The organism is Mesorhizobium sp. M0077 (genome assembly GCF_040322955.1).
GTDB lineage: Bacteria > Pseudomonadota > Alphaproteobacteria > Rhizobiales > Rhizobiaceae > Mesorhizobium.
Genome location: NZ_JAMYUL010000009.1, coordinates 19,842 through 46,026 on the forward strand (window position 1 = coordinate 19,842; position 26,185 = coordinate 46,026).

Sequence of the window (26,185 nt, forward strand, 5' to 3'; positions counted from 1 at the left end):
TCCTCAGGCAGTTTCGCGCCTTGCCGTAAGCCGTGCCTGGAGAAGGACGACGACGAGCAAAAACAGCCCGCGGATCACCGACTGCCAGTAGGCTGACAGCGAAATCCAACCCATGCCGTTTTCGAAGTTCAGGACGTTGAAAAGGATCCCGAGCAACAGCACGCCGGCCAGCGTGGTCAACACCGAGCCCGAGCCGCCGGTCAGCAGCGTCCCGCCCACGACCACGGCTGCGATGGCAAACAGCTCCCAGCCGACGCCCTCGATCGGCTGGCCTGCGCCGAACTGAGAAGCGAGGACGACGCCGGCGAGCCCGGCCAGGCACCCGCTTGCGACATAGACGAGAAATTTGACGCGGTCAGTGCGCAGCCCCATCAGCCGCGAGGCATCCTCGCCACCGCCGATGGCCAGCACCGTCCGTCCCGTGCTGGTGTAGTTCAGGACCACTGAGCCGACGGCATAGGCAACCAGGGCGATGACTGCCGGAATCGGGAAAATCCAGAAATTCCCTTGGCCGATGGCGGTGAAACCCGAATCGTAAGACACCGAAACCGTCTGGTTGCCGGCCAGAAGCAGCGCCGAGCCGCTTGCGGCCAGCATGGTGGCAAGCGTGGCGATGAATGGCATCAGGTTGCCGCGTGTAACCAGGAGCGCGTTGATCAGCCCGGCTGCCAGGCCGGCGCCAACGCCCGCTGCAAGGCCTGCCACGATGCCGTGCGGGCTCGCCAGGGCTGACGCGACGCTGCCCAAGGCTGCGACGGAGCCGACGGACAGGTCTATGCCGCCGGTCATGATCACGAAGCACATGCCGAGCGCGACGAGCGCGAACATCGAGTTGTAGCGCAGAACGCTCATCACGTTGAAGAGGCCGAGGAAGCGGTCGTAGCGCAGGAATCCGAACAGGACGAGGGCTGCAAGCGCGATGACGACACCGTAAGTGCCGATGATGCGAACCAGTCTGGCGCTGTTCATGGATTACACCCGGTGTTGCTGCTGCAGCCAGACGGCGAATGCGATGATGCCGGCCTTGACGACGAGCGCAGCGGCGTCGGGTACGCCATTGGCGAGCAGCGTGTAGCGCACCAACTGGATGGTCAGTGCGCCCAGCAGGGTGCCGATGATTGTGGCCTTTCCGCCACTCAACAGCGTGCCGCCCACCGCGACCGCCGCGATGGCGTCGAGTTCCATGCCCAGCCCCACGAGATTGGCGTCGCTGGAGGAGTTGATCGCAATGACGACGAGACCGGCTAGCCCCGCGCACAGGCCGCTGATCGCATAGACAGCGAGCTTGATCCTCGATACGGCGATGCCGGCGAGTTCAGAGGCCTTTTCATTGCCGCCGACCGCCAGGATGCTTCGCCCGAACACCGTGCGGTGAAGGGCCCAAGCGGCCACCGCAACCAGCACGGCCATGATGATGACCTGCGCGGGAATGCCGAGCGGGCGGGCAAGTCCGATCCACTGGAATTGCGGCACGCGGAAGGTCTGCAGATTGCCGTTGGTCATGACCTGCGCGATCCCGCGCCCGGCGATGAACAGCACGAGCGTTGCGACGATCGGTTGGATGCGGAAACGCGAGACCAACCAGCCGTTGAACAGCCCGAACAGGCCGGCGACGAGGATCGAGGCAACCATCGCGACGGCTACCGCCAGATAGATGTTTCCGACCGGGAAGATCGTGCCCATGAAGATCATCGGCGCCAATGCGCCGGAGATCGCCATCAGCGAACCAACCGACAGGTCGATGCCGCCGGTGGCGATCACCAGGGTCATCCCCACCGCGACGATCACAATCGTGCAGACCTGGGTCAGGTTGACGTTGAGTGTCTGCAGCGTCGCGAAATTGCGCGTATAGGCAAGGTTGAAGACGACCAGCAGCACAAGCGCGATCACCGTCCCGTAGCGCGCCAGGAAACCGAACACATCAAAGCGGCGGTTTCCAGCGTCGTTGGCTGCGGATGGTGTGGCCAGATCGCTCACGCTGCCTCCTTCGCCGCGCCGCCATGCGCCATCGCCGCGAGCACGTCCTCCTCGTCGGCTGCCTGGCCTTCCAGTTCGGCCACCCTCACTCCTTCGCGCAGCACGAATATGCGGTCGGCTCCTTCCATCACTTCCTCGAGTTCCGAGGAGATCATCAGCACGCCGAGCCCGTCATCGGCAAGCTTGCGGATGAGGCGCTGGATCTCGGCCTTGGCCCCGACATCGATGCCGCGCGTCGGCTCATCGAGAATGAGCAGCTTCGGGTTCATTGCCAGCCAGCGGGCAAGCAGCACCTTTTGCTGGTTGCCGCCCGACAACTCGCGGACCTTCTGGTTAGGCCCCGAGCATTTGATGTCGAGTTCACGAATGAAGCGCTCGACGATCTCCTTCTGCCGGGCCTCGTTCAGGATGCCATTGCGGCTGATTTTCGGCAGCAGTGCCAGTGTTATGTTCTCCGCGACGGTCATTTCCGGCACGATGCCCTCGGCCTTGCGGTCCTCAGTGCAGAAGCCCATCCCTGCGGCGATGGCATCAGCGGCACGTGCGGGATGGTAGGACGCGCCCTCCATCGTCATCTCGCCTGCGCTCCGGCGGTCGGCGCCGAATACGAGGCGGGCTGTTTCGGTGCGGCCGGCGCCGAGCAAGCCGGCAAAGCCGGCGATCTCGCCGCGGCGCAGGTCGAAGCTCACGTCACGCACCAACTGGCCGGCCGCCAGCCCTTGCGCGGTAAACAGCACATCACCGATCCTCGACCGATCGCGTTCGCCGAATGCGGTCGCATGGCCTTCGACGGCTGCGACGTCGCGGCCGAGCATGGCCGCGACCAGCTCCAGCTTGCCGATGTCGCTCATCGCCGCGCTTCGCACCGTGCGGCCGTCACGCATGATCGTGACCCGGTCGCAGACCTCGTACAACTCGTCGAGCTTGTGGCTGACGAACAGAACGGAGACGCCGTCGGCCTTGAGCTGACGGATAACGCTGAACAAGACCGAGACTTCACGCTCGTCTAGCGAGGAGGTCGGCTCATCCATGATCACGAGGCGGGCGGAAAAGCCGATGGCGCGGGCGATCGCCACCATCTGCTGCGTGGCGGTGTTGAAATCGCTGAGCGGGCGGCGCACGTCGATGCCGATCGAGAAGCGGCTGAGCAGGCGCTCGGCTTCCGCATGCATCGCGCTCCAGTCGAGCAGGCCGCGGCGGCGCTTCTCGCGTCCAAGGCAGATGTTCTCGGTCACCGAGCGCAGCGGTACGAGATTGATCTCCTGGTAGATGGTGCTGATGCCGCTGACCTGCGCCTGATGCGGAGACCCAACTTCGAACGGCTTCCGTTCGAACAGCACCTGCCCCGCATCCCGGCGGTAATAGCCGGTGAGCACCTTGATAAGTGTCGATTTGCCCGCACCGTTCTGGCCGATGAGTGCGTGGATCTCGCCCGGAAGAACCTGGAGCGAGGCATCGGCCAGGGCAGGGATGCCGGCAAAACGCTTCTGGATGTCACGCATGTCCAGGAGCAGCGCGGCTTGGTCCGGCTGAGCGGTCATCGTCAAACTCCCAAACCCTACCCGCCGAAGCGGGTAGGGCAACTGGAAAGAAAGTGGATATCAGAACGCAATATCGAAGTCTTTCTTCGCGTTCGTGGCGTCGAAGAAGGCATCCTCGTTCTTGATGAACGGCGGGATCTTCTTGCCGGCCGCATAGTCGGCCATCGTAGCGAAGGCCTTCGGCCCGAACAGCGGGCTGCAAGCGCAGATAGCGCCGATCTTGCCGTCAATGATCGCCTGGACGCCTTCCTTCTCGCCGTCGATCGACAAGATCAGCACATCCTTGCCCGGGGTCTTGCCGGCTGCTTCCAGAGCGGCGATGGCGCCCAGCGCCATCTCATCATTATGCGCGTAGATGATATCCGCATCAGGGTGCGCCTGAAGCAGCGTCTCGGCGACCTGCCGGCCCTTGTCACGGGCGAAGTCGCCGGACTGCGACGCCAGGATGGTGAACTGCGAGTGCTTGGCGATGAAATCGTCGAAGCCTTTCTTGCGGTCGGTAGCGGCCGAGGCTCCGGTCGTGCCTTCCAGCTCGATGATCTTCGACTTGCCATTGGCGTTCTTGACCAGCCATTCGCCGACGCGTGTCGCCTCCTCGATGAAATCCGAACCGATGAAGCAGACATAATCCTCGCCCGGCTTGGCCATGGTGTGATCAACGTCGCGGTCGACCAGAAACACCGGTATGCCGGCATCGCGCGCGGCAAGAATGACCGGCACCAGGGGCTTGTCTTCGCGGGGCGGCAGGAAGATTGCGTCGACGCCCTGCGCGATCATCGAGTTCACGTCGGAGGCCTGCTTGGCCGACGAACCGGCGGCATCCGTGTAGACCAGCTGATGGCCAAGCTTGGCGGCTTCGTCCTGCATGCTCTTGGTCTCGGCAAGACGCCACGGATTGTTGCTTTCCGTCTGGGCGAAACCGACCTTGTACTTGTCCTTCTTGGCGAGCGGCGGGAGCGCCGCGAAGGCGCGTGAGCCGAGTGTCAGCGCGACCGCGCCGGCGGCGGAGCCAACCAGTAGTTTTCGACGGGTAATGATCATGCTCTTTCCTCCTTTATTGTCGCTTCTGCGACTGTGTAATTTCCTCACGATAATCGGCCCAGACGGCTTCGGCGATGACGCAGTCGGCAAGCTGGATCAGGCGCTATGCCGCCTCCAAAATAAAGTCGGCGCAGCGGTCGCCCAGCATCATGGCGGGCGCCGCCGTATTGCCGGCATTGATGTTGGGGCAGGCCGACATGTCGGCAACCCGCAGATTGTCTATTCCGCGCACGCGCAGCGCCGCGTCCAGAACCGCCATCCGGTCGCTGTCCGAGCCCATCCGGCATGTCCCGGCCGGATGGTAGTTGGTCTTCACAAAGCGCTTGCAATGCTTTGTCATGGCTTCGTCGCTGAGATCACCCTGGCTTGGCACGGCAATGGCCTTGACCCGATCGGCGAGCGGCTTGGTCTGAAAAGCCTGCAGGAAATAACGCTGGCCGTAGATCATTTCCCTCATGTCGTCGGGATGTTTAAGGAGGTTCGGCGAAACGATCGGCATGTCCTTCGGATCCGCCGAACGCAGCCTCACGAAACCGCGCGACTTTGGCTTCACCACCACTGTCGTCACGGTAAGCCCATAGGTGTTCTCGACCAAGGTCAGGATATCGCGGTCCAGATAGACGTGCGGCACGCAGAAGGCCTGGATCGTCGGTTCGCCCTCGGGATCGGCCGGATTGACGAAGGCTCCGGCCTCCACCCCCGCTGACAGGATCGTGCCGGTGCCGAAGAGCTTGAAATGCAGGCCGTTCCTGATCATCCGCCAGCCTTGGCTCTGCCTGAAATAGCCGTATGGGCCGTTTGCGGTGGCGATGATCGGCACCTCCGGATGGTCGATCAGGTTTTCGCCGACCCCAGGCAGGTCGGCGACGCAGGAAATGCCGTGCCCGGCAAGCGCCTCGGCGGGGCCGATGCCGGACAGCATGAGCAATTTTGGCGAGACGAGGGCACCGGACGAGACGATCACGTCGGCATCCGCATGGACGGTATGCTCGGCGCCCGACGCATCCGAGTAGATGACGCCGGTGACCCGACCTTTTTCGATCAGCAGCCGGCTGACTGTGCAATTGAGTTTCAGCGTCAGCTTGGGATCATTCGTCAGCGGCTCGATGAAGGCGTAGGCGGCGCTGCTTCGCTTTCCCCGCCGGTTCATGAACTGGTAGAAGCCGACCCCGCGCTGCGACGGTCCGTTGAAGTCATGGTTGTACGGCAATCCAAGGCCTTGGACCGCTTGGACGAACCAACGGGAAACATCATCGATGTGGGCTGGATCCGAGACCAGCAGCGGACCTTCGCTGCCATGCAGTTCGCCGCCGAGGCGGTTGTTTCCCTCCATGCCGGTGAAATGCGGCAGCACCGCCTGCCAGTTCCAGCGCACGCCGGCATTGTTGCCGCGCAGCAGTTCGTCCCACTCCTCATAATCGGCCGAGCGGCCTCGCATGTAGACCTGGGCGTTGACCGAGGTGCCGCCGCCCAGCACGTTGCCTTGCGAGATTTCATGGACGCGCCCGTCGAGATGGGCCTGCGGCTCGGTGCGGTGATAGCGCATGAATTTCGAGCCGTTGATCATCTTGAAGATGCCGGGCGGCATGTCGAGCAAGGGGTGATGATGGGAATGGCCGGCCTCCAGCAGCAGGGTTCGCCGTCCCGCTTTGACAAGCCTTGCCGCCGCGACGCAGCCGGCTGCTCCGCCGCCCACCACGATATGGTCGTAGGACTGCGTCATGCTTCCGGCGCCTCACGGCTTTCGAATGTTCCGCGGACATACTCCCAGGCCGCCGAGAGGTGGTTGAGCAGCGCCCGCTCGGCGCCGTCAGGATCTCGCTCAAGGATGGCCGTGCAGATTTCACGATGGCTGAGGAAATTCACGCGGTTGCGCTCGGGCGACCGTGGCATGCGCATCCAATGCGGCGACAGCCATGCGGTAAATGCCTTGTGCACGACAGGCAGCACCGGGTTGCGCGCGATGTCATAGAGCGCTGCGTGGAACGCCACGTCCGTCGCATAGAATTTCTCAGAATCCGGGATGGCCGCCTCGTTCATCGCCAGCGCCGCCCTCAGGGCTGTGACGTCATCCTTGCGGGCATGGATGGCGGCGTTGCGCGCCAGCGACGCCTCGAGGAAGACGCGCATGTCGTAGAGGTTCTTCACGCCCGCCTGGTCGCTCAGCAGATGTCCTACAATGCCGTCGAGGGCGCCGAGCGCGGCATCCAGGCCAGGCCGACGCGCCACGGGCCGGAACCGCGGACGCGCTTCCACCAGGCCGCGGCTGGCCAGGCGCGCAATCGCCTCACGCACAACGCCCCGGCCGACACCATACTCGATCATCAGTTCGCGCTCGGCCGGCAGGTAGCTGCCGTCGCCAAGCCTTCCGGACGTGATGTCGGCCTCTATGCCGGCCACCATCGCGTCGGCCGCGCGGGCGGCGAGAATAGCCGCGGGCATCTCAGGACGCTCTTCCGTATCCACCAAGCCTTTTCCTCCCAGATGGTCCTGTTATTAGAAGGTAAATCGGACCAAAGCACAAGCCGATTGATGCGTTTGTAGGACCAAACATGACGGATTGGCTTCAGAACCGCTGAAAGATCAGCCACATTGTTGCCAGTCAGCGCTGCCGGTGCAATTATGGTCCGATGAAAAAACCTGAATGGAGCGCAGCATGAGCCGCACCGAAATCAAGGAAGCCGAGACCCGGCTGTTCCGGGTCCCACTGCGTGAGGTGATGACCGATGCCAAGCACGGCGCGCACACGCATTTCGAGCTGGTCACCGTCACGCTGAGGCTTGCCGACGGCACCGAGGGCACAGGCTACACCTACACCGGGGGCAGGGGCGGCTATGCGATCAAGGCAATGATCGATCACGACCTCGCGCCGTTCCTCAAGGCACGCGACGCAACGCAAATCGACACGATCTACGACGGCATGCTCTGGCACATCCACTATGTCGGGCGCGGCGGCATCGCTTCTTTCGCGATCTCGGCGATCGACATCGCATTATGGGACCTCAAGGGCCGGCGTAGCGGCCTGCCGCTTTGGCAGATGGCGGGCGGGGCCGGGAAGAGCGCCAAGGCCTATCGCGGCGGCATCGACCTAAACTTTACCCTCGATCAGCTTTTGGCCAGCATCGATTCCTATCTCAATGCCGGCTTCACCGGGGTGAAGATCAAGGTCGGCAAGGACGACCTGGCCGAGGATGTGGCCCGGGTGAAGGCAGTCCGCGAGCGCATCGGCCCTCATGTCACCTTTATGGTTGACGCCAACTACGCGCTCGACGTCCCGCGAGCGATCGAGGCAGCGAGAGCATTCGCCGCCTACGATCTGCTGTGGTTCGAGGAGCCCATCATACCCGACGACTATGAGGGTTACGCCAGCATTGCCAAGGCGACCGGAATGCCCCTGGCAATGGGAGAAAACCTGCATGTCATCGAGGAGTTCGAGCATGCCTTCGCTTGGTCGAATCTCGCCTACATCCAACCCGACGCCTCCAACTGCGGCGGGGTCACCGGCTGGCTGCGCGTGGCAGCGCTCTCACGCAAGGCTGGCATTCCGGTCTGCAGTCACGGGATGCAGGAACTTCATGTCAGCCTCGTTGCAGGTCAGACAAATGCCGGCTGGGTGGAGGCGCATAGTTTCGATATTGACCTTTACACCACCGAGCCGCTTAGGCTTCAGGATGGTTTGGCGATAGCACCCGACGAGCCTGGAGTGGGCGTTGTCTTCGATTGGCGCAAATTGGCGGATTTTCGCCAATAGCGCCCCCTGAACGGCGGCACGGCCGCATGCATTTTGTCCAGATCCTGCTTCCTCGTTCCGGCAACGCGGAGAGCGCTTCGCCGAGGAAGACTTCGACCGTCTGAAGAACGAACTCGCCGCCGCCGCAGCCAGCGGGCATACCACTTATCGGATGCCACACTTACATTTGTAATTGCAGCGACGCTTCACCGGCTTTAACTCACGCGATCATAGCAGCGACACGACAAATGCAGGCGGCCGCCCGAAAACGGGCAGAAGCTGCAAGCATTGGGTGCGCCTGCAGGGAGGCGGCGATGGTTGCAACGCGTACGGACACTGCGCATCCGGTTATGGAGGACTTCATTCTATCACGGCACCGCTCACCGGTCCGCGAAGTTGGATTTTACGAGGCTATGAGTCAAACCCGACAAGCGATCGCCACATCGCGCGAGGTGCTGAGGCGCTTCCGCGAACGTCAGGGCGACGACACTCCTCGAGCAAAGAATACAGACCGTGGTCCTGTCGCCGTGTCAGCCTTCGATGCCGACATCATACGCGCTGCATGCCGAGATCTGATCGCGGAGATGAACGTGCCCGAGTGTCAATGGCGCGAGCTGGCGCGAAGTCTGGTGCGCGAATTCGTGGCCTGCGAGCAGACCGAAGCCGGTTTGGTGGATTGGATCGTCCGCCGGCCAGCGATGACGGAGACGGACCAGGCCGGCTGACCGGAGCCAGCCGGCGAGGCGGCGAATGAGCCAGGAGTCAGTCGACCGCAATCAACGCGAGCAAACAGATCTCCCGGCGACTTGTTGCGCGGGAACTGCGGTGGTCCGAGGATCGGAAACTTTGGCGAGCGGCTTGGACACATCTGATCCTCCTCGTCTGTAGCGTCGCGCTCGTGTTCGCATTTGAAGCATGTAGCGAGGACTGGCCGATGGCGTGACCTTTGGTTGAGTGGAGACGAATGCGTCCAGCCTACTGTCCAAGGCACGGCGACGGCCATGTCGCGTTGCTCCCGGCCTTCGCACACAAGGAGCCCAGGCCGGATGCCAACCAGGCTGCATTAGGCCAGTGGGAACAATTTGCGTGGGCCGAGCTTGGGCTAGCGTCGTACAGAGGTGCAAGTATGCAAGATAATTTTGACCGAGCTCCATCCGTCGCGGAGGTTGCGGAATCCTTCGTGAGATCCCGGAGGCCGTTCTCTGTCGTATCGACCCGGGATGCGGTCACGATTGTCAGGAAACAGGCAGCTTTTTGCGAGCATACGGATGGCGAGCTTGCGGAGTTGGTGGCGGCAATTGCGGTCAGGCATGGTCGATTGGTCGCGTTCGATCTTGATCTCGACGACACAGGCTTGGAGATCGGTCGCGCAGCATAGCCAACGCCTCACGCAATGAGATAGCCACCGTCAACCGGCAAAATTGCCCCAGTGATGAACCCCGCGAGCGGCGAACACAAGAACAAGGCGGGGCCAGTCAGGTCGCCCGGCGTACCCCAGCGACCCATCGGAGTGCGTTTCATCAATTCCGCGTTGCGAGCTGGATCGGCCCGTGGCGCGGCGGTCATGGCGGTCTCGATCCAGCCAGGCGCCAATGCGTTTACGCGAATGCCATCCCCGGCATAGGCGATGGCGAGCGACTTGGTAAGTTGCACGATGGCGCCCTTGGATGCGGCGTAAGCCGGCGCATGAGCCGCGCCGAAAAACGCGAACATCGAGGCGATGTTGACGATGGCGCCCCCGTTCGAGAGTGCCCCTCGGAACGCGCTCGCACTCCGCATGGAGCCGGTGAGATTGATATCGACCACCGTTTCGAAACCCTGGACAGTGAATTCGGCGGCGCGCAGGTTTACCCCTGCGCAATTTACGAGCGCTGCAACGGATGTGAACTGACTGGAATATCCTTCGACCGCAGTCATGTCCCGGACGTCGAGTACTGAATACGAGACGGCGGTGCCGTATGCACGAGCGGCCGCCACCTCGGCGGCCGTGGCCCCCGTCGCGTGGACGATTGCCCCGGCCCCGGCGAACGCCATGGCGATGCCGTTTCCGATGCCTGTCGTGCCTCCGGTAATGACGACGATCTTGCCCGCGAAGAAGGGCATGGCCCATATGGAATCGGTCACCAAAATCTCCTCGTTTCGCCTCTGTGGCGGAGCGCGAACTCATCGCAGCGGAAGACAAACGGGCGGGTGTCTACCGTACGAATTGATCGACGAAATCGTCACCGAGACCCACGCTCGCATAGTGATTTCTGCACATGTCGATCTTGGTGAAAACGTCCTCGAAACCAATCTGCTTGTTATCCTTGTCCAGGTAAACCATGCAGCCGGAGATGTTGAAGAAGGTGATCATCTCGGGCACGTCGCTTGGAACCGTGAGCGTGTGGATTTCACCGGGCGGCTCGAAAACGTAAGATCCGGTCTCTGCCATCCAGTCGTGTTCAAGATAGTGCCAACGCCCCTTGATCACATAGCCATGCACGGGGGCCGGATGCAGATGACGGCTTAATATCCCGGCCCGGCGTACGCGGAGCAGATTGCACCACTGCCCTTGCATTGTGTTGAGCATAAGTGGTCGGAACCACACGCCCTCCGCCTGTGGGACCCAGACACGCTCGTCTTCGGGGACGGCAGCGATCGCGATCTCTTTCGGTGCCAGGGGATGGGCGGAGCCGTTGAAGGATTGATACATAGGAACCTCTGTCGCCAATTCATTGGAGTCCATATCAGCGCGATCCTAACAACTGGGCCGAGTTCTGCCGAGGCGCAATCGGGCGCCCACGCGTTGGGAAAGTTGTCGGCGCGCGCCCGCTCGCTGCCGCGACCGCAAGCGGGAAGGGTTTCGGGATGGTCCGTTGGGCGTCGAAGACGATCAGTGGGTTCCTTCTTGCCTTATCATGCGGCTATCCGGGAGTGCACCGGGCTGGTCCTGGTCTGGAAGCCCCGGTTTCGGACTTCCAAGGCCAGCAAGGCGAGTTCGACCTCGTCCAATCGCGACGGGCGTGCATTTTCCGGCATGCCTTCGGCGGTGGCCAGGTCGATCAGATACTCGTTCCAGGCCCAGTTCTTGAGCACGGCGCGTTTCTCGTCGGGTGCGAGCACCGGGTCGTCCACGACCTCCATCGGAGAGGCGTAGAATGTCTCGGGCTCCGAAAGCGCCGTCTGTATGTGCGCTGCCTGTGCACCGGCGCCATAGCCGTGACTTGCCTGGAGCCAAGCCAACTGCAGCCGCTGCCAAACCAGGTCGGAAAAGGCCTGTTTCTCCTCCGATACATGTTGTCTCCTGATCTTGGCCGGGGAAGCAGGAGGTGCCGCCTGCACCACGTAATTGAGGCCTCGACGCTCGGCATAACGGATCGCCGCTTCCAGCGTCGGAAAGTTCAGTTCAACCTGGGTCAGGGTGTCCCGGCCACCGGTATAGCCCATCAGCGGCTCGATGAACGGGGCTGTGCGGCGTTCGAAGACCAATCGCCAGGCCTTGCGGGGCTTTGCCGAGGTCATGGCCGGGCGGCATGGCTGGTAGATCCGCGCCGTTGCGCCGTCCGGAAACACTGACCGTCCCATTGACAAAGCCGGCCCGTCTAGACGAGGCCGATTGTCATTGTCCGGCCGGACGGACGTCTTGGTTGGGTTCCTGATGTTGTCGCTGCTTTGAACTGTCTCCATTGCCTGTCCCTCCCGTTATGAAGGGTCGCACGGGCAGCGGCCGTAAGGGCCGCCACCCATACTGCATCCGTCAGTTCTTCCCGTTGATTGCGATCCGCTTGGCCTTCGCCTGCGCCCGCTCGGTCTTGGGCAACGTCACGGTCAGCACCCCGTTCTTGAAGGCGGCGTTGACCTTGTCTTCTTCAACCTCGTAGCCGAGCGGAATGAGGCGCTCGAAGCGACCGTAGAAGCGCTCGGAGAACTGCCGGTCCTTGTCCTCGGTCTCGGAACGCTTCTCGCCTTTAAGCTTGAGCGCCCCATTTTCCAGCAGGACTTCTATGTCGCTCTCGTCCAGGCCAGGTATTTCCGCCGTGACGCGGACTTCCTTGTCCGTGTCGGAGATTTCGACATTCGGCCAACTGGCGGCGAAAGAGGGACCGAAGGCCGGCAGTCTGGCGCCAAAGCTGCGGAAGGCGTCATCGAACAGCCGGTTTACCTCCCGGTGGAGGGAGACGAAGGGGTCTCGATCTCCATCAGGGAAGAGACTGGGCGCCGAGTTTCCGTTGCCCCGGCCCCATGGGATCAAGTCACGTACGCTCATTGTCTTTCTCCTTTCGTAGGTCTCTGAGCCGGGCGGGACGCCCGGCTCAAGCGAAAGCCTTCATGGTGGATTGCTCAGGCGGCCAGCTTGTCGGTCTCGACCTTGGGAGCCTCGATCTTCGGCATGGGAGCCCCGCTGGAGATTTCGATCTTGCGCGGTTTCATCTCCTCGGGAACCTCGCGCTTGAGATCGATGCTCAGCAGCCCGTTCTCAAGGCTGGCGCCCTCGACTTTGACATGATCGGCCAGTTCGAACCGACGCTCGAAAGCGCGCCCGTTGATGCCGCGGTAGAGATACTGGCCGTTCTCATCGCCGGATTGCGACCCGCTCACAACCAGCATGTTGGGCTGGTAGGTGACGGTCAACTGGTCCTGCGGGAAACCGGCGACCGCCATCGTGATGCGATACTGATCATCATCAACCTTGGCGATATCGTAGGGCGGCCAGTTGTCGAACGAGGCCACACGACTCGCACTTTCAAGCATGTCGACCATGCGGTCGAAGCCGATGCTGGACCGGTATAGAGGGGTAAAATCGAGGTTTGTCTTCATAGCCACATCCTCCTTTGAGCAACATGGACAACAGAAGGCGCCAAGAGCCTTGCCGCCTCCTGGTGTTGCCGGCCCCATTAGGCTGCCGGCGACCATCAATTTAGAATCGCGACTTACACCTTCAAGAGCAAGAATAGGAAAATTTTCATCGGCAATCTGGGCGAACGCACCAATGCCACCCCTTCCGCCGGCGGGGTCACTCGCCGACGGGTCCATGGTGCAAGAACAACTACGTCGCCCTTAAATCCGATCGACGAATGGTACGAACGCGGCCACTGCCGCGCTGTCACTGCAGTCAGGACCGGCACGCTCATCCGATTGATCCAACTGTTGCAACGCATCCATGATCGTGTCGAAGCTGACCGGTTCACCCGCTCCCGGCAGCATGCGAAGCGCTGGCACGGATTCTACGGCGCAGGCATCCGACGCCCATGACGAAAGAATGGCGCGCTTCTCCTGAGCGTCCAGGGCAACGTCGGCCAAAACGTCGTGGGGCTGTTTGAAATGCCGCGCCGGATGCAGCAAGCGGTCCAGAAAAACGTCGGGGGCCACGGGTTCAATCGATGCAAAATAGGTCGAAATGGGTCCTTCCATGGATGGTCCTCGGCTTCAGACAATCTCATGCGTGTTTGAGTCTGGCGGCTCTCGCCATTCCCGCCGGCGAAATTTTGGAACGTCTCAAGCAAGTTTCAATGGCTCGGCACGGGTCACATTGCCGTCGTCAACGCCTTGGAACCATTTTATCGGGCCGGTCAAACAATCGGCGAGAATCTCAATTCTGACCTCGGGCGAACTCGAAGGCCGAATCCGGCAGGAGAAACAGTCATGTCTTACCCTCTCCAGGACCTTGTGCATTGGCTTGATCACTGAGCCCTGATGCTCTCGACCGGCCGCCTTGTTCCGGCCATCGCACAGGAAATTCCGAACGACTTCAGCGCAATCGTGTGTCAGAGACTGCCAGCGGCTGTCGCGATCACGACCAGGCAGATCATCCAGGATCAAACGACGCTCAACGACTTCCCCAGGTGATGTCGATACCGAGAGTGATCGGTCCGGCACCCTGGGCGGCTCGATCACGACCAAAGCGAACGAGCCGTTCGCGATCGAGGGTGGCGATGCTGCACTTCCCCAGATGTTCGGAGCATAGCGAGGGCTGCGGCCTTGGAGCGGCGAGGGGACTTGCCTACATCGCACATGTCGTCGATATGGAGGTCGATGAGTTCGCCGAAGGCTTCAGGCGCGCTAACAGGGCTTGTCGGCGTCTCACTGCGGACCGACTTGGTGTCGGTGCCCCGGCGCCGCGCATCCTCGCGTTGCAGGAAGGTCTCGCTGACGCAGCGTGTGCGGTAGGTTCTAAGGTTCTGATGTTAAACAGATGCTGAAATACCAAGAGCATAAACTGGCCGTGGCCCCGATGATGGACTGGACCGACCGGCATTGCCGGTTCTTCCACCGCCAGCTGACGCGGCGTGCGCTGCTCTACACCGAAATGGTGGTGGCGGACGCTGTCATCCATGGTGCGCGCGAGCGGCTGCTTGGTTTTGACGAGACCGAACATCCGGTGGCACTGCAGCTCGGCGGCTCCGATCCGCAAAAGCTGGCCGAGGCGGCGCGCATCGGCGAGGGCTTCGGTTACGACGAGATCAATCTCAATGTCGGCTGTCCGTCCGACCGCGTCCAGTCCGGCACGTTCGGCGCCTGCCTGATGAAAGTGCCTGACCTCGTCGCCGATTGTGTGGCGGCGATGAAGGCGGCGGTGACAATCCCGGTGACGGTCAAATGCCGCATCGGCGTCGACGAGCAGGATCCGGAGCCCGCGCTCGACGCGCTGGCCGACGGCGTTTTCGCGGCCGGCGCCGACGCGCTGTGGGTGCATGCGCGCAAGGCTTGGCTGGAGGGTCTGAGCCCGAAGGAAAATCGCGACATCCCGCCGCTCGACTATGACAGGGTCTATCGCCTCAAGGCTAGAAAATCGAACAAATTCATTGGCATCAATGGAGGCGTTCAATCGCTCGAAGAGGCGGCTCGCCACCTCGATCATGTCGATGGCGCCATGCTTGGCCGCGCCGCCTACCACACGCCAGGCATCCTGGCCGCCGTCGACGCGGCATTCTACGGCGACAAGGCCGGGGCCTACGATTTTGCCGCGCTGATCGACACGATGGCCGACTACGCCGCGCGGCATATCGAGCAGGGCGGGCGGCTCGGCCACGTCACCCGCCACATGGTCGGGCTGTTCCACGGCCTGCCCGGCGCGCGCCGCTTCCGGCAGATACTATCTACCGACGCGACGAAACCCGGCGCCGGACCGGATGTGCTGAAGGCTGCGTTCGCTGCCGTCGATTTCGACCGTGTTGAAAAGGCCGCTTAAGCAGTTCAGTCGCGCAGAATCATCCGGTCGCCGCGCACGTCGAAACCCGACAGCGAACCGATGAAATTCATGCCGAGCAGGCTCTGGCTGAGCGCGCCGGGCGCGGCGACCATCACCTGCATGTTCTTGCGCACGATGCCGCCGATCGCCAGTTCGTCGGTGCGCACCGAAGCGGCGCGTGCCATGCCATTGGCGGTCGAGACCGGGACGGTGAAGCTCAGCGCGGCCGGATTGAAGCCGGCCGCCTGCGCGTCTTCGGCGGTGAGCACTGTACTGGTCGCGCCGGTATCGACGACGGTGCGGATCGGCGCGCCGTTGATCGTGATGCGGGCCTCGAAATGGCCGCTGTCGGCCTTGTCCAGGGTCACGGTGGCATGGCCGTCCTCGACGCCGAGCGCCAGCGGGCTGCCGGGAACGAGGCCCGCCGTCACCCGGCTGGCGAAATCCTGCAACTCGTAGCGGTACTGGTAGCCGGCGACGAGCGCCAGCACGATCAGGGCCCACGTGCCGAGATTGCGGGCCATGACGCCGAGCGGCCTGCCGGACCGGACAAGGCCGGCGCTGACGAGCAAGCCGATCGCCCCCAGCCAGACCAGACGGCTGAAATCGTAATTCTCGATGCCGAACGTGCTGCCGGCGTCGTTGTTGATCATCAGCAGCACCAGCCCGAGGCCGATTGCCGCCATCACGATCCAGAACAGTCGGTTCATTGGACCTGCCGCCTCAAGAGAGGACGTCGCGCTCGCGCGCCATCCGGCTGCGGCGTGTTTCCCGGCGCGGCCGGCGCTCGACCGTTTCCAATCGGGCCGGCAACTCGGCCATGACGCTGCGGCGTACCTCCGGCGTCATGCCCATCCAGGCGCCGATTTCATCGCGCGTGCGGCCACAGCCGAAGCAGAAGCCGGTTTTCATGTCGATCGAACAGACCAGGATGCACGGGGATTCGATGGCCGTCATGACTTTCTCTTGAAGGCTCCGTCCGGAATCCTCATTTCATCTCCACATGGTGCAACGGCAAAGCCAATGCAAGCCCTTCGGAATGCGGCGCGGGCAACCGCTTTCGCGCCAATGTCGAGGGGAGTTGTGCCGGCCGGGCAAGGCGGTTATGCCGCTGATCAACCACAGGGGATGATCAGGACCGACATGACCAGCGCGCTGCCCTTCGACGATTTTCGCAATCTGCTGGCGAGCCTGCCGCCTGCCGATACAGTCGTGGAAAACAGGGTGCGCACCCTGTTTTCCAAGGCCGACAAGCCGAAAGCCTCGCTTGGCCGTATCGAGGACATCGCCGCCTGGCTTGCTGCCTGGAGCGGGCGCGCCCCGCCGGCGGTGAACCGGCCCCTGGTGGCGATCTTCGCCGGTAACCATGGCGTGGCCCGCCACGGCATCTCGCCGCGCCCTGTCGCTGCGACCGCAAACGCCGTTGAGCTGTGCGCCGCCGGCGGTGCGGCAATCAACCAGATCTGCGTCGCCAACAATCTTGGCCTCAAGGTGTTCGATCTGGCGCTGCACATTGCGACCGCCGACATCACCGAGGACGCCGCCCTCGACGAACGCGGCTGCGCCGCCACCATGGCCTTCGGCATGGAAGCCATCGCCGGTGGCGCCGATCTGATTTGCCTCGGCGATCTCGGCGTCGGCAACTCAACCGTTGCGGCGGCCTTGTGCGCCGCCCTGTTAGGTGGCAGCGGCGCCGACTGGGTCGGCCCCGCCTCCGACGCGGCCATGCAGGCGCGCAAAGCTGATGTAGTCGATGCAGCCGTCGCCTTCCATGGTGCGGCTCTGAAGGACCCGTTGGAAGCACTGCGCCGGGTCGGTGGCCGCGAGTTTGCGGCCATTGCCGGCGCCATCCTCGCCGCCCGGATGCAAAAAATCCCGGTGCTGCTCGACGGCTTCGCCGCGACCGCCGCCGCTGCCGTGCTGCATGCCGCCAACCCGGGTGCGCTCGACCATTGCCTGCTGGCCAGCCAGTCGCCCGAACCCGGCCAAAGGCTTGCCGCCGAGCGGCTCGGCCTCAGGCCGCTGTTCGATCTCGGCATCAGCCACGGCGAAGGGGTAGGGGCTGCCCTTGCCGCCGGTCTGGTCAAGGCGGCGGCGCTTACCAGTTCGGGCATGGCGGCGGCGGTCAAAGCCTAGAACAAGCTGTCAACGTCGGCGGGCCGCCGCCACGGTCTTGGTTGGCAGCGCCGGCAGTTCCTCCATCACTCGGGCGAGCGGGAAGATGGCGATTGCCTCGGTGCCTTCGCGCAATTTCGACTGAAGTTCGAATTCGCCGCCATGCATGGCGAGCAGGCCCTGCACAATCGGCAGTCCGAGCCCGGTGCCCTGTTCGGCGCTCTTGATGGCGATCGAGCCCTGGCCGAAGGCGGACAGCACGATCGGGATTTCGTCTTCCGGTATGCCCGGCCCATTGTCCTTGACCGAAATGTACTGGCCGCCGCCCGCCGTCCAGCCGACGCGCACGCGAACTTCGCCGCCGGTGGCGGTGAATTTGATGGCGTTGGACAGGAGGTTGAGCGTGATCTGCCGCACCGCGCGCTCGTCGGCGAACAGCCGCGGCAGGGCACTTTCGAAATCCTGGACGATGCGGATGTCCTTGTTGCGCGCCTTCAATTCCATCATGTGGCAGCAATCTTCGGCGATGTTGAGCAGCATCACCGGCTCTTCGTTGAGCTGATAGCGGCCGGCCTCGATGCGCGACAGATCAAGGATTTCGTTGATCAGGTCGAGCAGATGCTGGCCGGAATCGTGCACGTCGCGGGCGTAGTCGCGATAGGTGGGGTTGCTCATCGGCCCGAGCACCTCATTGGCCATCACCTCGGAAAACCCGAGAATGGCGTTGAGGGGCGTCCTCAGCTCATGGCTCATAGAAGCAAGGAAGCGCGACTTCGCCAGATTGGCGTCTTCGGCCCGCCGACGAGCTTCGTCCGACATTGATTTCGCTGTCTCCACCTCGGCGAGCAGCGCATCCTTTTCGGAGCGGAAGGACAGAAGTATCAGCGACGAGCGGTTGAGATGGCGCGCGATATAGGCAAAGAACGGCAATGCCGCGACCAGCAGGGCTACCATGATCGTCCCGACCGGCACCCAAAATTTCGTTTCAGCATAGGCATAGACCGCCACCGGAACGACGAAGGTGGCAAGCAGAGAGCCGCGCAAGGACGACGCCATGATAGCGGTCGCCGCCATGGCCAGCAGCAGCACCACCGCCTTGGCGGCCTGGAACTGGTCGATCTGGCAGGTGGCGCAGCCGAGCCATGCGAACCACGCCCAGCCGAGGCCGCACAGCGAATGTCCGATCAGGAATTCCCTGCGGGTGCGAACAGGATTGAGCTCGGCGGCTTCGGTGCGCTCGACGCGGCGCGCCATGAAGGCGACGATCGAATAGCAGATCAGGGTGAACAGCGCCCAGACGCTGATCTGTTTGTCCACACCGGCCAGCAGCCCGGCCGCCGCGACCGCCAACACCAGCAGTGGGATGACGGCTGCGCCGCCCACCATGGTCCCGGCGTGCAGCTTCAGCAGCTCGCGGTCGAAGTCGAGATTGCCGACCTGCTGCGAAAGACGGTCGCGCGTCTTGCGCACCGCGCGCGCCACATCGCTGTTGCGGTGCGGTTTCCGGCGGTCCACAATGAATTTATCCGCTGTGTTCGAGCGTAGCAGAGGCATGGAAACTTCGATTTATGCGCGCAGCGATCTCATTCGTTAAGCTACGTTCGAATGATTAAGAGACTGTTTGCCATATGAGCCGTTCGTGGTCGCCAAGGCCGCGCCGGCGATACTATCCGCCGCCGCCGCGAAGCCTGTGGCGCAAGCTGCTGGATTACGCGCTGACGGTCATTCTGCTCGGCCTGCTGATCCTGCTCGCCGCACGCCTCGACCGTTTCGAGACGCGCAAGGCGCAAGGGGCGGCGATCGTGAACGATGGCGATTCACTCACTCTTGGCACCGAACGTATCCGCATGCGCGGCATCGACGCTCCGGAATACCAGCAGATCTGCCGTAGGGATGGCGCAGACTACGCCTGCGGCAGGCTGGCGCGCCAGGCGCTGGTGCGGCTGATATCAGGAAATCCGGTGACCTGCAGCGGCTGGCAGCGCGACCGCTACGGCCGCCTGCTCGGCGATTGCAAGGCCGGTGGAAAGGATCTCAACCGGGCCCAGGTTGAGGCCGGCTGGGCAATTGCCTATGGCGATTTCGACACCGAGCAGGCCATTGCCCGCGCCGGCAAGGTTGGCATCTGGGCCGGCACGTTCGATCGGCCGCAAGACTGGCGCGAAAGCCACCACGGCGGCCCGCTCGAAAGAAAGCACGGCACCCTGGCTTCGGTCGGTGACGCCTTGCGAGAGATGTTTCGCTTCTGGTGACGAGCACTATAGTTGAAGGACCAGATCGGGAGGATAAGCATGAAACTGTTCGACGGCGGCCGCGCCCCCAATCCGCGGCGCGTGCGGGTTTTCCTCGCCGAAAAGGGCATCGCAGTGCCGCTGGTGCCGGTCGACATGGGTGCGATGGGGCACAAGCAGGAGCCGGTCAGGTCGCGCAACCCGCTGCAGCGGCTGCCGGTGCTCGAGCTCGACGGCGGTACCATCCTCACCGAATCCGTCGCCATCTGCCGCTATTTCGAGGAACTGCATCCCGAACCGGCGCTGTTCGGGCAAGGCGCGCTCGGCAAGGCCAAGGTCGAGATGTGGCAAAGGCGCATGGAGTTCAATCTGCTCAGCTGCGTCGCCCAGGCTTTTCGCCACATCCATCCGGCGATGAAGGAATGGGAAATTCCGCAGATCCCCCAATGGGGCGAGGCCAACAAGGCGAAAGCGGTCGAATTCCTGAAACTGCTCGACCCCGAACTGGCAAACCGCGAATTCGCCGCCGGCGACGCCTATTCGATCGCCGATATCACCGGCATGATCGCCATGGATTTCATGAAACCGGCGCGCATCAAAGTGCCGGACGAGTGCACCAACGTGCTGCGCTGGTACAGCGCCGTCTCGAGCCGTCCGAGCGCTTCCGCCTGATGGAGGCGGAACTCGAACGCTTGACGGCAAAGGTCCGCGCCTGCCGCATCTGCGTCGACACTCCGGTCGGCAGGCCACTGCCGCACGAGCCGCGCCCGGTGCTGCTGCCATCATCCAGTGCCCGCATCCTGCTCGCCGGCCAGGCGCCAGGCACAAAGGTGCATTTGTCGGGCATGCCGTTCACCGACGCCTCCGGCGACCGCTTGCGAAGCTGGCTGGGCGTGACAAGCGAGGAATTCTACGACACGGATAAATTCGCCATCGTGCCAATGGGGTTCTGCTTCCCCGGCCAGGACGCTAAGGGCGGCGACCTGCCGCCGCGCCGAGAATGCGCGCTGGCCTGGCGCGCGCCGCTGATGGCGCTGATGCCGCAGATCGACCTCGTTTTGACAATCGGCTCCTACGCGCAATCCTGGCATATGGGCGCCACGCGCCGGCCGTCGCTGACCGAAACCGTGAAGGACTGGCGCACCATCTGGGATGCGCCGGCCAGCCTGAAAGTGCTGCCGCTGCCACACCCGTCATGGCGCAACTCAGGATGGCTGAAGCAGAATCCATGGTTTGAAATGGATTTGCTGCCGTTTCTGAGATCGGAAATCCGCTATCGCATAGATTAGACTTTAAGCAAGATATCACTCGCTTTTGTGCCATCCGGCAGAATTTCTTTCTTGTGAAAGGTCGAAATAAGAGGGAGTATAGCCAATCTATTCCCAAAGCGCGTCGCGCCCGAGGGAACGCGGCCTGCACCAGGAGCACCTCAATGGATCGCCTCGACAGAAAAATTCTCCGCCTCCTGCAGGAGGACGCGACGCTCGCGGTTGCCGATGTCGCCAAGAAAGTCGGCCTGTCGACGACGCCGTGCTGGCGCCGCATCCAGAAGCTGGAGGAAGAGGGAGTCATCAAGCGGCGCGTCGCCATTCTCGACCACGAAAAGGTCAATGTGCGCGTCACCGTCTTCGTGTCGATCCGCACCAATTCGCACAGCCATGAATGGCTGCGGCGTTTCTCGGAAGTCATCCAGGAATTTCCCGAGGTGGTCGAATTCTACCGCATGAGCGGCGACGTCGATTATCTCTTGCGCGTCGTGGTGCCCGATATCGCCGCCTATGACGCCTTCTACAAGCGGCTGATCGCCAAGATCGAGATCCGCGACGTATCGTCGTCCTTCGCCATGGAGCAGATCAAGTACACGACCGAAATGCCGCTCGACTACATGCTGCTGGACAAGGAATCCGGCGCCAACGCGGCCTGAGCGCGGTTGTCTGTGACCGGGCGGTGACGCTGCACAAGCAGGCGCCGTTTAGTTCTTCTTTTTGTTGAGGAAACTCCAGGGCGAGTTGACCGGCAGCGTGATCGTGTCCGGCACCGTGTCGACTGCCACCACATCGGCTTTGCGTACGGTGTAGCCGGACTGGATGATGCTGACGCCGTCGAGAATGAACAACTGGCTCTTCTCCAAGCCGGGCCGCAAAGCGCCGGTCACGGCAACCGACTCATAGGACTGCGACATCTTGTAGGGACGGGCCGGCGTCACCAGCACGATCTGGTTGGGCGGCGGCGTCGGCATGTGGCTGCAAGCGCCTGTCCACGGCACCAGCAGGAATTGGTAGACGAGATCGCCATCACGGTCGACCGGCAATGCGTAGCCGGCTAATTGTACTATCTTGTCTTGCAGGTTGAGCGACAATGTCTCGCCACGATCGGGCAGTTTTGCCGCAATCATCGGCAGGCCGGCATCTTCGGCCACCGCCTGCGTCGCAGGACGCAGATCTTTCCAGAAGATGTGCGCGGTTTGGCCTGAGGCGTTGGTAGCGGTGAACACCAACAACGCGGCTGCAAGCGCCAAGGTCGATTTGAGAGGACTGCTCATCGGCCGCTTCCTTTGTGCAGGAGTAAAGACGCCGCGGCCGATCGCGTCAACGCTCGAGCCGCATCACATGTCTGCGAGAGCCGGCCATGCCGACCTCATGGAACCCGCGAGCGATGAACATGTCGCGAAACCCCATGAAACGGTAGCTCGGCGATGCCTCGCCGACCGGGTAGGCCTCGATCACGCCGGCGCCCTTGGCAAAGGCGTGATCTATGGCAGCGTCAAGCAGCGCGGCCGCCAGCCCGCCGCCGCGCAGCGCCCTTGGCACGTAAAAGCAGACGATCGACCAGATGCCGGTCTCGTCATCGTCCTATTGCGACGTCAGCTTCCGATATGTCTGGCGCGGCGCGACCGAGCACCAGCCGACGGTCTTGCCGTCAATCTGGGCCAAGATTCCGACCGGCGTGCCGGCCTCGACAAGCGCCATCATGGCCCGTTTCAACTCGGCGTGCTGAACATGCTCGCGGCGGCCGGGCAGGGGCCGCCAGGCCATGCACCAGCAATACTTCGGACGCCCTTGCGCTTCGAAGAGGCCTTCGAAATCGGCGCGCGTCTGCCGCGTCACCTCGGTGAACCGGACGTTGGCTAGGTCAGCCTTTTCTGGGGGCGATCCGCTCGATGATCTTGGCATTGGTGAGTTCCCGTACGGCGTCCTTGCCAATCCAGCGAGCCGTCTTGTCGGTCGACTGGGCCAGCCGTTCGGCCACGGCAAGGGCAGCACCGTGCATCTCCAACGATCGCTTGCCGATCGAACGAAGCGCCCAGTTTGCCGCCTTCTTCACGAAATTGCGGCTGTCGGCGGCATGCGCTTCGATGATCGGCAGGAAGCCGAGGAAAGTCGCCACCGGCTCCTGCTTCCGGTGCACGACGGACCACGCCATCATCGCAAAGGCCGTGCGTCGAACGAACTCGCGCTCGTCCGCCGCGAACTCTTCAATCAGCTCCTTCCAGGCGTCCGTGTCGACGAAGAGATCGGAGACGCCGTCGACGATATCCCAGGAATCGAAGGACGCGGCCCATTGTCGTGCATCCGCGGCTGAGAAGCGCTTCGGGTCGGCCGTGACGGAAGCGATGAACTGCGCCTCCATGATGCCGGTCTGCCAAAGCTCGAAAGCTCGTTCGTGGTTGCGCTTGATCTTTTTGGCGATCTGCCGCTGCATGCCATGCGAGATGCCGAGCGCGCGCTCGGTCTTGATACCGTAGCGCAACATGCCGCGGCGATTGTCTTCGGAGCCGACCGAGCGCAAATGGGCGACGATCTCATCGGCGCTCGATTGGGGCGAAAGCTCGGCCATTGCGAACGCCTATTTTTCCAGGCGCGCCAGCAGGGACGAGGTGTCCCAGCGCTTGCCGCCCATCGCCTGCACATCCTTGTAGAACTGGTCGACAAGGGCGGTCACCGGCAGTCTGGCGCCATTGCGGTCGGCTTCATCGAGGCAGATGCCGAGATCCTTGCGCATCCAGTCGACGGCAAAGCCGAAATCATATTTACCGGCATTCATCGTCTTGTGTCGGTTCTCCATCTGCCATGACCCGGCAGCGCCCTTGGAAATCACCTCGATGACCTTCTCGATGTCGAGCCCGGCCTTCTTGCCGAAATGGATGCCTTCGGCCAGTCCCTGAACCAGCCCGGCAATGGTGATCTGATTGATCATCTTCGTGAGCTGGCCGGCGCCCGACGGACCCATCAGCCCGACCATGCGGGCAAAGGCGTCGATGACCGGCCTGGCTTTGTCGAAGGCAGCCTGCTCGCCGCCGACCATCACCGTCAGCACGCCGTTCTCGGCGCCCGCCTGGCCGCCGGAAACCGGCGCGTCGAGGAAGGAAAAGCCAGCCTTTTCAGCGGCGTCGGCCAGTTCGCGCGCGACTTCGGCCGAAGCGGTGGTGTTGTCGATGAAGACGGAGCCTTTTTTCATCGCGGCGAAGGCGCCATCGGCCCCGGTCGTCACCGAGCGCAGATCGTCGTCATTGCCGACGCAGGAGAAGACGAAATCCTGGCCCTCTGCGGCGTCCGCCGGCGTCAAAGCAAGCTTGCCGCCATGCTGGGCCACCCATTGTTCCGCCTTCGCCGCGGTGCGGTTGTAGACGGTGACGTCGTGGCCGCCTTTGTTCCTGAGGTGCCCGGCCATGGGATAGCCCATCACGCCAAGACCGAGAAATGCCACAGATGCCATGGGTTTGCCCTTCAGACGGAACGGAATTGTCTTGGACAGCTCTAGGCTCTACGCGCCATTCGTCAAGACGCGCATGAGCCGATCAACTGGTACAGCCGACCGCTCAGCGGATCAGATGAATGGTGATCCGTCGCTCGATCCATTCGACGCCGTGGCGCAGGATCTCGACCATCACCAGATAGACGATGGCGACCCAGACATAGGCCTGGAAGTCGAAGGACTTGGCGTAGGCGAGCTTCGCGTTGCCCATCAAATCATAGACGGTGATGATGGCAACGATGGCGGAGGCCTTGATCATCAGGACGAGTTCGTTGCCATAGGGCCGGAGCGCGACGATAAACGCCTGCGGCAGGATGACCTTGCGCAGCGTCTGCAATTTGTGCAGGCCGAGCGAAGCAGCGCCCTCCCATTGGCCCCTCGGAACACTTTCTATGGCGCCGCGCAGGATTTCGGCCTGGTAGGCGGCGGTGTTGAGCGCGAAGGCGAACACACCGCAATTGAAGGCGTCGCGGAAGAACCACCACAGTCCGACGGATTCGAGCTGCACCCGGAATGAGCCCAGGCCGTAATAGACGAGATAGACCTGGACGAGCAGTGGCGTGCCGCGGAAGAAATAGACGTAGCAATAGGCCAGGACAGACAAATAGCGGTTCGTTGACATGCGGGCATAGGTGACGGGCAGCGAAAAGAGCGCGCCGAGCACCATCGAGATGGCCACCAACGCAAGCGTGGTTCCCAAGCCCTGCAGATAGGCAGGCGCGTATCTGGCGAAGAACTCGCCATTCCAGGCGTAAACCAGATAGACGGCGATGCCGATGCCGAACAGGATCCAGAAGCCGACCAGTGCATAGCCGACGACACGGGCCCGCGGCCAGCCCCGCGCCCGTGGTGGTGGCTTCTCGATGTCGACGGCGGCGCGCGTCACGACGCTCATCGTGCCTCCCTCCGCCCGAGCGAACGCAGGATGAAGCCGGTGGCGATCGACGACAGGATGGCAAGGATGAGAAACACCATCGCCGCGACACTGTAGAACAGGAAGGAATGTTTGGTGACACGGGCCGCGACGCCGGCGTTGCGCAAGGTTTCAGCCAGATTGACGACTGACACCAGGGCCGTGTCCTTGAGCAGGCTCAGCCAGCAATTTTCGAGGCCGGGGAAGGCGATGCGCAGCAGCTGCGGCAGGATCACCTTGCGCATCGTCTGCCATTTCGACAGCCCGATGGCATAGCCGCCTTCATACTGGCCCTTCGGAATGGCGCGAAAGGCCGAAAGGAAGACTTCGCTGGAATAGGACGAAAAGATAAGCGACAGCACGATCATGCCGGCGAGGAAGCTGTCGACATCGACCGTCGCTTCCGGCCTGAACAGACGGATGACATACTGCAAGAGGATCGGCATGCCGAAGAAGAACAGGAAAAGCGTCACCAGTTCCGGCAGGCCGCGAAACACCGTGGTGTAGATGTTGGCGGCCACGCGAAGCGACGGCTCTTCGGATTGTTTCGCCCAGGCCACGAAAAAGCCGATCGTCAGGCCGATCGGCAGTGTCGCCAGCGCGAGCGCAATCGTGACCAGTGCGCCATAGGCAATATCGTCAATCCAGCCATCGGGTCCCCAAGTGAGAAGTATCCATATGTTCTGGCTTGGCATTGACGGGTCTTGTCTCCAC

Annotated in this window: 30 protein-coding genes; 8 read left to right on the top strand and 22 right to left on the bottom strand. The window is 62.6% G+C overall.

What is annotated here, in order from left to right:
* Positions 1–3: 3 nt before the first annotated feature.
* The 6 genes from NKJ57_RS18160 to NKJ57_RS18185 all read right to left on the bottom strand — a co-directional run bounded on the left by NKJ57_RS18160 (position 4) and on the right by NKJ57_RS18185 (position 7,001).
* Positions 4–969 (bottom strand): ABC transporter permease, encoded by a 966-nt coding sequence (locus NKJ57_RS18160; RefSeq protein WP_023672667.1) that lies wholly within the window; start codon positions 967–969, stop codon positions 4–6.
* A gap of 3 nt (positions 970–972) precedes the next feature.
* The gene (locus tag NKJ57_RS18165; RefSeq protein ID WP_502902047.1) at positions 973–1,977 is read right to left on the bottom strand and encodes an ABC transporter permease; all 1,005 of its coding nucleotides are present in this window, start codon (positions 1,975–1,977) and stop codon (positions 973–975) included.
* Positions 1,974–3,518, bottom strand: a complete 1,545-nt coding sequence (locus NKJ57_RS18170; protein WP_023707501.1) for a sugar ABC transporter ATP-binding protein — start codon at positions 3,516–3,518, stop codon at positions 1,974–1,976. The genes NKJ57_RS18165 and NKJ57_RS18170 overlap by 4 nt, the downstream gene beginning before the upstream one ends.
* 60 nt (positions 3,519–3,578) lie before the next feature.
* On the bottom strand, positions 3,579–4,559 hold the full coding sequence (locus NKJ57_RS18175; protein ID WP_023672664.1) for an ABC transporter substrate-binding protein: 981 nt from the start codon (positions 4,557–4,559) through the stop codon (positions 3,579–3,581).
* Positions 4,560–4,662: 103 nt separating this feature from the next.
* Complete coding sequence (locus NKJ57_RS18180) at positions 4,663–6,282, bottom strand: GMC family oxidoreductase (RefSeq protein WP_352512103.1); 1,620 nt, start codon at positions 6,280–6,282, stop codon at positions 4,663–4,665.
* Positions 6,279–7,001 carry an FCD domain-containing protein gene (locus tag NKJ57_RS18185; RefSeq protein WP_023706881.1) on the bottom strand — a complete coding sequence of 241 codons (723 nt, stop codon included), beginning with the start codon at positions 6,999–7,001 and terminating at the stop codon, positions 6,279–6,281. Before NKJ57_RS18185 ends, NKJ57_RS18180 begins: the two co-directional genes overlap by 4 nt.
* Before the next feature lie 214 nt (positions 7,002–7,215).
* On the opposite strand from NKJ57_RS18185, the gene NKJ57_RS18190 reads away from it, so the two are divergent.
* Both NKJ57_RS18190 and NKJ57_RS18195 read left to right on the top strand, forming a co-directional pair.
* A complete protein-coding gene (locus NKJ57_RS18190) occupies positions 7,216–8,310 on the top strand; it encodes a mandelate racemase/muconate lactonizing enzyme family protein (RefSeq protein WP_352512101.1) in 1,095 nt (364 codons plus the stop codon).
* A 293-nt stretch (positions 8,311–8,603) separates the two neighbouring features.
* Positions 8,604–9,014, top strand: coding sequence for a hypothetical protein (locus NKJ57_RS18195; RefSeq protein WP_352512100.1), 411 nt, complete (start codon positions 8,604–8,606; stop codon positions 9,012–9,014).
* Positions 9,015–9,675: 661 nt separating this feature from the next.
* On the opposite strand, the gene NKJ57_RS18200 is transcribed toward NKJ57_RS18195, so the two are convergent.
* The 6 genes from NKJ57_RS18200 to NKJ57_RS18225 all read right to left on the bottom strand — a co-directional run bounded on the left by NKJ57_RS18200 (position 9,676) and on the right by NKJ57_RS18225 (position 13,680).
* Positions 9,676–10,413: an SDR family oxidoreductase gene (locus NKJ57_RS18200; RefSeq protein ID WP_023706883.1), complete on the bottom strand. Its 738-nt coding sequence runs from the start codon at positions 10,411–10,413 to the stop codon at positions 9,676–9,678.
* Between the two features lie 70 nt (positions 10,414–10,483).
* Positions 10,484–10,981, bottom strand: coding sequence for a 2,4'-dihydroxyacetophenone dioxygenase family protein (locus NKJ57_RS18205; protein ID WP_023706884.1), 498 nt, complete (start codon positions 10,979–10,981; stop codon positions 10,484–10,486).
* A 203-nt stretch (positions 10,982–11,184) separates the two neighbouring features.
* Positions 11,185–11,955, bottom strand: coding sequence for an NADH dehydrogenase ubiquinone Fe-S protein 4 (locus NKJ57_RS18210; protein WP_352512099.1), 771 nt, complete (start codon positions 11,953–11,955; stop codon positions 11,185–11,187).
* Positions 11,956–12,025: 70 nt separating this feature from the next.
* A complete protein-coding gene (locus NKJ57_RS18215; protein ID WP_023752253.1) occupies positions 12,026–12,535 on the bottom strand; it encodes an Hsp20/alpha crystallin family protein in 510 nt (169 codons plus the stop codon).
* 74 nt (positions 12,536–12,609) lie between these two features.
* Positions 12,610–13,086, bottom strand: a complete 477-nt coding sequence (locus tag NKJ57_RS18220; protein ID WP_023752254.1) for an Hsp20 family protein — start codon at positions 13,084–13,086, stop codon at positions 12,610–12,612.
* 240 nt (positions 13,087–13,326) lie between these two features.
* Positions 13,327–13,680: a hypothetical protein gene (locus NKJ57_RS18225; RefSeq protein WP_023752255.1), complete on the bottom strand. Its 354-nt coding sequence runs from the start codon at positions 13,678–13,680 to the stop codon at positions 13,327–13,329.
* A 781-nt stretch (positions 13,681–14,461) separates the two neighbouring features.
* Here NKJ57_RS18225 and dusA point away from each other — a divergent pair.
* Positions 14,462–15,457 carry a tRNA dihydrouridine(20/20a) synthase DusA gene (gene dusA, locus NKJ57_RS18230; RefSeq protein ID WP_023752256.1) on the top strand — a complete coding sequence of 332 codons (996 nt, stop codon included), beginning with the start codon at positions 14,462–14,464 and terminating at the stop codon, positions 15,455–15,457.
* A 5-nt stretch (positions 15,458–15,462) separates the two neighbouring features.
* Here the strand turns inward: dusA and NKJ57_RS18235 are convergent, their stop codons facing one another.
* Positions 15,463–16,167, bottom strand: coding sequence for a TIGR02281 family clan AA aspartic protease (locus tag NKJ57_RS18235; protein ID WP_023726599.1), 705 nt, complete (start codon positions 16,165–16,167; stop codon positions 15,463–15,465).
* Between the two features lie 13 nt (positions 16,168–16,180).
* Positions 16,181–16,414 (bottom strand): DUF1289 domain-containing protein, encoded by a 234-nt coding sequence (locus NKJ57_RS18240; RefSeq protein WP_023824914.1) that lies wholly within the window; start codon positions 16,412–16,414, stop codon positions 16,181–16,183.
* Positions 16,415–16,600: 186 nt separating this feature from the next.
* Here NKJ57_RS18240 and NKJ57_RS18245 point away from each other — a divergent pair, with 186 nt between their 5' ends.
* On the top strand, positions 16,601–17,593 hold the full coding sequence (locus tag NKJ57_RS18245) for a nicotinate-nucleotide--dimethylbenzimidazole phosphoribosyltransferase (protein WP_023741200.1): 993 nt from the start codon (positions 16,601–16,603) through the stop codon (positions 17,591–17,593).
* Between the two features lie 9 nt (positions 17,594–17,602).
* Here NKJ57_RS18245 and NKJ57_RS18250 read toward each other — a convergent pair whose 3' ends face one another.
* Positions 17,603–19,126 (bottom strand): sensor histidine kinase, encoded by a 1,524-nt coding sequence (locus NKJ57_RS18250; protein ID WP_352512098.1) that lies wholly within the window; start codon positions 19,124–19,126, stop codon positions 17,603–17,605.
* Between the two features lie 74 nt (positions 19,127–19,200).
* On the opposite strand from NKJ57_RS18250, the gene NKJ57_RS18255 reads away from it, so the two are divergent.
* The 4 genes from NKJ57_RS18255 (at position 19,201) to NKJ57_RS18270 (ending at position 21,727) form a co-directional block, all read left to right on the top strand.
* Positions 19,201–19,824 (top strand): thermonuclease family protein, encoded by a 624-nt coding sequence (locus NKJ57_RS18255; RefSeq protein WP_352512097.1) that lies wholly within the window; start codon positions 19,201–19,203, stop codon positions 19,822–19,824.
* A gap of 39 nt (positions 19,825–19,863) precedes the next feature.
* On the top strand, positions 19,864–20,475 hold the full coding sequence (locus NKJ57_RS18260) for a glutathione S-transferase (RefSeq protein WP_352512096.1): 612 nt from the start codon (positions 19,864–19,866) through the stop codon (positions 20,473–20,475).
* Entirely contained in the window at positions 20,475–21,092 is a 618-nt protein-coding gene (locus NKJ57_RS18265; RefSeq protein ID WP_023682484.1) for a uracil-DNA glycosylase family protein, read from the top strand. The genes NKJ57_RS18260 and NKJ57_RS18265 overlap by 1 nt, the downstream gene beginning before the upstream one ends.
* A gap of 143 nt (positions 21,093–21,235) precedes the next feature.
* Complete coding sequence (locus NKJ57_RS18270) at positions 21,236–21,727, top strand: Lrp/AsnC family transcriptional regulator (protein WP_023669013.1); 492 nt, start codon at positions 21,236–21,238, stop codon at positions 21,725–21,727.
* A gap of 48 nt (positions 21,728–21,775) precedes the next feature.
* Here the strand turns inward: NKJ57_RS18270 and NKJ57_RS18275 are convergent, their stop codons facing one another.
* The 7 genes from NKJ57_RS18275 to NKJ57_RS18305 form a co-directional block, all read right to left on the bottom strand.
* A complete protein-coding gene (locus NKJ57_RS18275; protein WP_352512095.1) occupies positions 21,776–22,345 on the bottom strand; it encodes a DUF3299 domain-containing protein in 570 nt (189 codons plus the stop codon).
* Between the two features lie 46 nt (positions 22,346–22,391).
* On the bottom strand, positions 22,392–22,637 hold the full coding sequence (locus tag NKJ57_RS18280) for a GNAT family N-acetyltransferase (RefSeq protein WP_280791736.1): 246 nt from the start codon (positions 22,635–22,637) through the stop codon (positions 22,392–22,394).
* A gap of 18 nt (positions 22,638–22,655) precedes the next feature.
* Entirely contained in the window at positions 22,656–22,976 is a 321-nt protein-coding gene (locus NKJ57_RS18285) for a hypothetical protein (protein WP_245266171.1), read from the bottom strand.
* Positions 22,936–23,640 (bottom strand): DNA alkylation repair protein, encoded by a 705-nt coding sequence (locus NKJ57_RS18290; RefSeq protein WP_352512091.1) that lies wholly within the window; start codon positions 23,638–23,640, stop codon positions 22,936–22,938. The genes NKJ57_RS18285 and NKJ57_RS18290 overlap by 41 nt, the downstream gene beginning before the upstream one ends.
* Before the next feature lie 9 nt (positions 23,641–23,649).
* Positions 23,650–24,519, bottom strand: a complete 870-nt coding sequence (locus NKJ57_RS18295) for an NAD(P)-dependent oxidoreductase (RefSeq protein ID WP_023690739.1) — start codon at positions 24,517–24,519, stop codon at positions 23,650–23,652.
* Positions 24,520–24,622: 103 nt separating this feature from the next.
* Positions 24,623–25,453 carry an ABC transporter permease gene (locus tag NKJ57_RS18300; protein WP_023714211.1) on the bottom strand — a complete coding sequence of 277 codons (831 nt, stop codon included), beginning with the start codon at positions 25,451–25,453 and terminating at the stop codon, positions 24,623–24,625.
* Positions 25,450–26,166: an ABC transporter permease gene (locus tag NKJ57_RS18305; RefSeq protein ID WP_023669007.1), complete on the bottom strand. Its 717-nt coding sequence runs from the start codon at positions 26,164–26,166 to the stop codon at positions 25,450–25,452. Before NKJ57_RS18305 ends, NKJ57_RS18300 begins: the two co-directional genes overlap by 4 nt.
* Between the last annotated feature and the right edge of the window lie 19 nt (positions 26,167–26,185).